The following is a 6,247-nucleotide window of genomic DNA, read 5'->3' as shown; positions in this document are numbered from 1 at the left end:
TACAGATCCAGTACGGCAATATCTCCTGTCGCAACAATTCGCCCGCCGGTTCGATCCGCAATTGCATCAATGATCGTCTCCGCATTCGAACCTTCGTTTTCGAGGATGCAACGTCCTATGTCCAGGGCCTGAGTAATCCCTCCAACGGCTGCGTTCTTCCGCAAATAGTCGACAGGAAGAGGGTCCCGGGCAACTTTCACCATCCCTCCGGCCAGTACCGAGGTATTTCGAACAATCTTTGCATTGGTTTCAAGACTGCCTTCAACAATCAGACTGACATACCGGACCTTCTCCGGATCGCCGCCAGACACCGCCTGGATGGATTTATAGGCAGCTATGTTATGTGCCCCCATGGCCCCCATGAGACCTGTCGGATGAGCTCGACCGTCCGCTGGAGCGTCAACAACCGGAATGCCAAGCATTGCGGAACTGATCCACCCGCTCAAGCTTGCTGTCGGTCCGTTTTCGCAGGGGATCAAACCAGCCAATCGTCCACTGAGCTTATTGTTGAGAAGAGTGGTTGCACGGGTCTCGTCGACCGGAAGATAATATCGCTGTGCAGCAGCCGGAGCCCCTACCCCGGAAATGGTTGCAAACAGCGCATCGTCTTCGAAAGCGTTCAAGGATCTCAGCTCAATCTTCCCCAGGGTCGTTGCGGTCCGGGCGATTTCCAATCCTTCAGAAATGACGCCGCCGCCACCACCGCCCAATACTGCCCCTCCATAGACAATAGCAACACCGTCCTCTCGAGTAAGGTTCTGAATACTCATGCACTTTTCTCCTGGAAATTCGTTTTCTGGTTAAAGCATCTAACCTCTCTCAAATGCGCAACCGAATAAGTGTGGGCACTTAATGAGTGTTTCGCGGTCAATTGTTTAAATGACCTAAGTTAGCTGTTCAGGAAAACGCGTGTTAAACTCAGATGATGCAGCAGAGCCGAAGCAAAAGACTGAGAATAAACTTTGTAAGTGCCGGCCAGACGCCGCGCAAACGGATGGTGTACGAGTCGCTTTCGCATCACGCTCATACCTGCGAAGTTCACGAATTCGGTGCTCTTGATGGACTATCCGATCGGGATATTCAGGAGCTGTCTCCTGCTGTCGGTGAACTGAGCATCAGGACAAAATTACGCACTGGTGAGGATGCCGTTATTTCCGAAACATGGCTCCGCACACGCTTGGACGACATCTGCGGCCAGCTGAATTCGGCAAACAGCGATGACATCACGATTGTCGGCACGACAAAGAGTCTGGTTTCGGAAAATGTGCCCGATCATATACTTCAGGCAGAAATTGCTCTTCAAAAAACAATAGAAACGCTTTCAATCGCCGGTCAGCGGATTGGTGAAATCGTGACACTTCCGATTCAACTCCATGAAGGACGCAGATTTTTGGATGCGGATTTCGATGCTGCTTATGCATCACCAAAGGACCAGGACGCTCTTGCGGAAGCAGGACGGAAACTTTCGCACTGTGATTTTATCGTGCTTGGATCCATGGCCCATCCGCTGAAACACCACGAAATCGTTGCTAAATCCTCAGGCAAGCCCGTCATTCACATCCGGAAAGTTCTTGCAGGAACACTTGCGCGCGCCCTTCGAGAGAGAGAAAAGAGCTCGATCGCTCAGGTTCAATTGTTGGTTCCCGACTGGCAGGACACGGTGAACAGCCTTTCAGAACGCGAAAAACAGGTTCTCGAATGCGTTCTCAATGGCCTCTCCAACAAAAACATTGCCCGTATTCTCGGCATAAGTCACCGCACGGTTGAAGTGCATCGAAGAAATATTATGGGCAAGTTCGGTGTAGCCAACGCCAGAGATCTTATGGGCTCTCTTAACCGGGCCCTGTCATTCAACCTGCCCCGATAGCGCTCAACCATGCTCAATGACATTCTCGATCTCGTCGATCGAACGATCGATGCCAGATTGACACGCCTGAATTCGTTTCTGCGAATACAGTCGATCTCCACCGATAGCACCTATTCCACCCACTGTGCACGTGCGGTAAACTGGGTTGCCACCCAGTTGCGGGACCTTGGTGCTGTCGCTTCGGTTCACTCAACCAAAAGTCACCCCATTGTTTTGGGAAAGCTGCCTGCGCAAGGCAAACGGCTGCTTTTTTATGGTCACTACGATGTGCAACCTGTGGACCCTCTCGAGCTTTGGGAGAGCGAGCCATTCCAGCCCACCTATATCGACAACGGAGATGGTGCCGCTGTTGTTGCTCGCGGTTCCGCCGACGACAAGGGCCAGATGTCAACGTTTCTGGAGGCACTGCGCGCCTGGAAGGAAGTGATCGGAGATCTGCCTTCCCCATTACGTTCCTGATTGAAGGGGATGAGGAGAACGGTTCTCCCAACTTCGCGGACTTTATCAAGCAAAATTCAGATTACCTGACTTCGGAAGTCGCACTCGTGTGTGACACGACGCGTTACGACGAGGACACGCCCGCGATCACGACGATGCTTCGCCGCCTGCTCAAAGAGCAGATTACCTTGAAAACAGGGGACCGTGACCTGCATTCAGGGCATTATGGCGGCCTGGCGCCCAATGCAGCCTTGCTGCTTTGTTCGGTTCTCGCGGAGCTTAAGGATCGGAACAATCGTGTTCAGATCCCAGGATTTTACGACGGCATTCGGGAGCTGCCGGAAAATGTGAAACTGAGCTGGCAGGATCTGCACTTTGACGCGAACGAATATCTCTCCAAGGTCGGCATCGATACGACAACCGATCTTGATCTAAGCACCCCTCTCTACCGACTCTGGTTTGCGTCGACGTGCGAGATAAACGGCATCAGCTCCGGCTATGGCGGTGAAGAATTCAAAACCGCAATTCCATGCCAGGCTTTGGCAAAGGTAAGCATCAGGCTCGCTCCGGGTCAGAATCCCCAAGTCATTCGGAATGCGTTTCGCACTTTTGTGAGGTCAAGATTACCGGAACATGCCGAAGTTTCATTCAGGGCGCTCGGCGCTTCGCCAGCCTGCCAAATGGATGTTGAATCCCCTCTGTTTCAAGCAGCCAAGAGTGCACTGACAAAGGAGTGGGGCACGGAGGCCGTATTTGTCGGGAGCGGCGGGTCGATACCAGTGGCATCACACATTCAAGAAATTCTCGGCATTGACACCTTGCTTGCAGGTTTCGCGCTCAAGATTGACCGGATCCACTCTCCAAACGAAAAATATGACCTGAAGAGTTTTCACAAGGGAATACGAAGCTGGGTCCGGATACTTGAGGTGCTGCACGACAATTCGATGTGCTGATCTTTCGTTAGTGAGCGCATTCGGAGGCGGCATGTTTGACCGCCTCCTCCAAAACGCCCGAATTCAATCAACGATATAGAGTGGATAAAGATCAATCTCTGTCGTCATTCTGACAGGAGTGTAGGTGAACCCTTTCACGTGGTCTCGAAATGCCACTGTCCGCTCACGCATCATACCGAATATTTCCGGCTGATCCTCCACGATCATTTTCTGAATCTCCCCATAGAGCTCCAACCGTTCAGCTTCGTCCAACGAGTAGCGTGCTTTTTCAATCATTTGCGCAACTTCCGGGTCATCATAAAAGCTGGAGCCGTAGTATTTCCCCCAGGAATCAGGGTGATACTGGAACGCAACGGCGTCAGGGTCGGAGGAAACCGGTGTCGCAAATATAGCCATCATGTCGGGTGAGGTTTCCACTTTGCTGCCTCTTGCCACCATGTTCGGCCAGGTAAGAGGGATCATCTCCACCTCGATGCCCAGCTTTCGCAAGCTGTCGATGAGAACCAGTCCAATCAGGCGTTCTTCTTCAAATCCCTGAACGTAAACATATTCCAATGTGAGGCCGCCTTCAGGCCATTTGGATTCTGCAAGAAACTTTTTTGCACGCTCCAAATCCTGCCGAGGAATGTCTGCAACTTCGACATGCCCAATCACACTGTCGGTGAATGGGCTGGTCTGCAGTTCGGCTTTACCGTTGTAGATCCGAAGCAGCGCATCATAGTCAAACGCAAACGCAATGGCCTTTCGAAGGTTCTTGTCAGATGTGTATTTGCCCTTGGTGTTGAACTTGATGGCAAAAGATGTCAAAGCGGGCTCGGTAGACGTGTTTACTCTTGGTGATCTTTTGATCTTGTTGAAGTCATCTGGTGGGAGATCAAGAACGATGTCCGCGCCCCCCGTTCCCAACGCAAATTGCTGTGCACTGGTTTCGCGAACAAGCTGATAGACGACGCCGGCCACCCCGCCCTCCGAATAAGGAAACCCTTTCCAGTAGTTCGGCTCCCGGCTGATCTCGTACAATGCCCCCTGTTCAATTCGCTTCAACCTGAAGGGGCCGCTTCCGGCATCGTTGATTGCCAGCCATGCCTGGCCGTAGTCACCGTCAACCTCACGCGTCTTGATCTGTTTTGGATTCATGACAAACCACCAGGGGAGAAAACTCAAAAACCCGGAATATGGCTTTTCAAGTCTGAACTGAACGGTGTGTTCGTCCAGAACGTTTATGCTTTCAGGCTTCAGGAAGTCGCTGAGCATCCAGGCTGGCCCCTGATTCAGCTTAAGAGTTCGTTCGAAGGAGTACCTCACAGCTTCGGCGTTGACAGGATCTCCATCGTGGAACACAGCATTTTTGGCCAGATGGAAAGTCCAGATCAGACCGTCTTCGCTACTCTCCCAGCTCTCTGCCAGCCAGGGAACGACGTTCGGCGGGTTTCCTTCGTATTTGAGAAGGGCGTCATAGGTTGCCTGCAGCATCGTGCGGATAGAAGCGTCATACTTGATACTGGGGTCAAGCGTACTCACCGATTGTCTTCCGGCAACAACCAGGACATTCCCTGCATCCGTCCGTTCAAATGCAGACGACGGAATTGCACTGCCTCCGTATAGAATTAGCGCCGCGATACTGACAGACCTAGCAAAACTCCAAATCATTCTCTCACCTCCGAAGGTAGTGCCGTCTCAGAAACCTCCCTGAAACAAGAGAATGCTAAGTCTTGCATTTATTGAACAGAAATAAGTGCTGACACCTATTCATGTTCAGACTAACTTCGTTAATTCAGAGCTTTTTCGTTAAAAAAATCGGCTGTCTTTCACGACTCCACTGCGCGGGCACGCCCGTCCGTTTCCGGACCAAATGAGCATCACAGCCCGCACTCTGTGGCCCGCTTCGGGACCCTTCTGCCGGTAGACAATCCGAACTGGGATGACTGGCTTGCCCCACGAGGCGACCGCAACATGCTACCGACGCTTGCAACACTTGGTTCCGTGCAACGGTGCCCGCGTTCAATGTCGTGGCGTGCCTCAAATGTAAGAAAAAGTTGCGCCTCTCGCGTGGATGTCGCCTTGGGAACCTTCCGGCAAAAAAAACGCAGCTGGCAAGCTGCGCAAGTTGGGGAGAAAGCTCGTGATATGAAACCGACATTGGTAGGTAGCGAGAGGCAAAGACACTATTGATTTTCGTTAGCACCAACTTTCTCCAAGAACGAATTGACCTTAATTTCCAATTGATTAGCGACATCCTTGACTTCATCAGACACGACGAAAACGTCATCAGCCAGTGTCTTCGTATCTGACAAGCAATCCGAAATGCCGGTGATAACAGTGGACACGGAAATCGTCCTATCCACGGCGGCGTCTGCATTGCGTGCCTCGTGTTCGCATGATCGCAATGTTGCAATGTTGCAATGAGAGATATCTGCCATCGCTCCATCACATCCTTGCAGCACAATCCACAACCGGTTAGAGCGAGTGTTCGGTGGATCAAAGTTTTTCAGAAAATTTCCGGTGTGATTGAGTTGGATCAAAGCCACCAGACCGGACAGACGGCATCTAACACATCCTCGAGGCTAGTGAACCTTGGCCATCAAGAGTGACGTGCTCCCCTGATTGTCCGCATTCATAAGTTAGCTCTGTTCACAGTGTGATCTTTGTTGGACTGGGTTGCAAATTCATGGGGTGTGAGCCCGTCAAGGCTCGTATGCGGTCGGTTCAGATTGTAATCGATCCTCCAGTCTTCAATGATGTCCCGGGCGTGTCGGTAGCTGCGGAATAGATGTTCGTTGAGGCATTCATCCCGAAGCCGGCCGTTGAAGCTCTCGACAAAACCATTTTGCATCGGTTTTCCCGGTGCGATGTAGTGCCAATTGTTAGTGGCCGTTTTATTCTCCCCAAAAAGGGCACCTGAAAATTCCCCAGTCTGGCGCTGAGCTGCCAATTGTGAGGGGCATGCCCCTCACAATTGGCTTTCGCCAAATTTCCATCCGGAATGGTC

Annotated in this window: 4 protein-coding genes and 2 pseudogenes; 2 read left to right on the top strand and 4 right to left on the bottom strand. The window is 51.8% G+C overall.

The annotated features are described in order from the left end of the window. On the bottom strand, positions 1–770 hold a 770-nt coding region (locus K5905_RS24965), incomplete at its 3' end, for a DUF917 family protein (protein ID WP_297589147.1). A 152-nt stretch (positions 771–922) separates the two neighbouring features. Here K5905_RS24965 and K5905_RS24960 point away from each other — a divergent pair. Next, positions 923–1,867 carry an AroM family protein gene (locus K5905_RS24960; protein ID WP_367187023.1) on the top strand — a complete coding sequence of 315 codons (945 nt, stop codon included), beginning with the start codon at positions 923–925 and terminating at the stop codon, positions 1,865–1,867. A gap of 9 nt (positions 1,868–1,876) precedes the next feature. Then, positions 1,877–3,258, top strand: a pseudogene (locus tag K5905_RS24950) (M20/M25/M40 family metallo-hydrolase). Positions 3,259–3,321: 63 nt separating this feature from the next. On the opposite strand, the gene K5905_RS24945 reads toward K5905_RS24950, so the two are convergent. The 3 genes and pseudogenes from K5905_RS24945 to K5905_RS24935 form a co-directional block, all read right to left on the bottom strand. Next, complete coding sequence (locus K5905_RS24945) at positions 3,322–4,779, bottom strand: ABC transporter substrate-binding protein (protein WP_297589141.1); 1,458 nt, start codon at positions 4,777–4,779, stop codon at positions 3,322–3,324. Between the two features lie 644 nt (positions 4,780–5,423). Next, positions 5,424–5,678: a hypothetical protein gene (locus tag K5905_RS24940; RefSeq protein WP_297589139.1), complete on the bottom strand. Its 255-nt coding sequence runs from the start codon at positions 5,676–5,678 to the stop codon at positions 5,424–5,426. Between the two features lie 194 nt (positions 5,679–5,872). Next, positions 5,873–6,118: pseudogene (locus tag K5905_RS24935) on the bottom strand (transposase); the annotation flags it as partial. Between the last annotated feature and the right edge of the window lie 129 nt (positions 6,119–6,247).

The sequence above is a fragment of the Roseibium sp. genome, assembly GCF_025698965.1.
GTDB lineage: Bacteria > Pseudomonadota > Alphaproteobacteria > Rhizobiales > Stappiaceae > Roseibium.
Note: the sequence above shows the minus strand (reverse complement) of the source record. Positions and strands in the feature narration are given on the sequence as shown.